Genomic DNA, 1,277 nt, shown 5'->3' on the forward strand with positions numbered 1-1,277 from the left:
TCAGCAAATTCCATCAGTGCCAGCTCAGCCGGGGCCAGCGCGGCATCGGCTCGTGCCGAGCCGTCGTCGGGGCCGTCCTCTAAGCCCGCCTCCGCACCGGACGCCGCGCCCGCCTGCGCGCCGGACGCCGCGCCCGCCTCCGCGCCGGACGCCGCGCCCGCCTCCGCGCCGGACGCCGCGCCCGCCTCCGCGCCGTGCGGCTCCAGCCGGCGTTCCTTGGCCAGCCCGAGCAGCCAGTTCCGGAGCTCCAGCGTGGAGAGGCAGTCGTATTCGTTGTAGTCGGAGATCCCGGCGAGGATTGTGGCCGCTTCGTCGGGCCGCTCATTGTCCCTCGCGTCGCAGAACCGTGCATAGGCAATCACGGAGGCGCCGGCATCCTTCACTTCGCCAGTTCGAAGGTTCGCCCCCATGTAGAGCGGCTCGAGCTTCTTGATGCTGTAAGAGTTCTCGGAGATCCTGATGCTGTTCCGGACCGTTTGGTACAGGTCCACCAGCAGGCCTTCGCGGAGCCACTCGTCCACGATGTCCTCCCCGGCAACGTGCATCACCGAGAGTTTCCGAAGCGCCGTTTTTTCATACGGTGCGTAGTGGTAGACGTGCATGTCCGGGTGGTCCCGCCGGCGTTTCTCGACATAGTCAAGGAAATCGAGGAACGCCTGCTTCTCCGCCTCCCGGCTGTGGGCCCAGAATGGCCGGAAAATCCCCGGACTGCCGGGCTCGGTGGGCGCCTCAATCACGCCGAACAGGTACTCGAGCCCCCACACTCCCGTGGCGCGGTCCTGCCACAGCGGATCGCCTTCGAAGTCGAAGAAAATATCGCCCCGGCTCGGTGGGGGCAGCTCGGCCAAGGTGTTCCCGGGCAGGACGCCGTAGCGGATGGTGTGCTCTTCGCCGTCCTTGCGGTAGCAGACTTCGCCGTCGGCAGGGCCAACGCCGCTCTGCATCCGCGCCTGTTCCTGCAGGCGCAGGAGCGTAGGTGTGGGCTTGGTGAGGGTCGCTTGCGCCAGGTCAGTGACTGAACTAATCCCACGTTCGTGGAGGTTCTTGCGCTGCACGGAGTTCATCCGGGCCACGAGGAGGAGATCGTCGGTGGCTTTGACTTGCTCCTGGCAGTAATCGCAGCGGCCACAGGCGGTGAGCCCGGGCGCGCCCCAGCCCACTGGTCCCGGCTGTGCGATGTGCGCGGCGGTCAGCGCGAGGAAACGCTCGCGGCGCTCGCGGAAAACCGGCAGGATCTCGGAGAGTTTGTGGTGGCTTCGCACGTAGTCGAATCCGCC

Annotated in this window: 1 protein-coding gene; it reads right to left on the bottom strand. The window is 67.0% G+C overall.

The window, feature by feature from the left end; genetic code table 11:
* The coding region (locus LQV45_RS31580) for a TM0106 family RecB-like putative nuclease (RefSeq protein WP_230011350.1) at positions 1-1,277 on the bottom strand (1,277 nt) is incomplete at both ends.

Source organism: Microbacterium sp. Bi128, assembly GCF_918698205.1.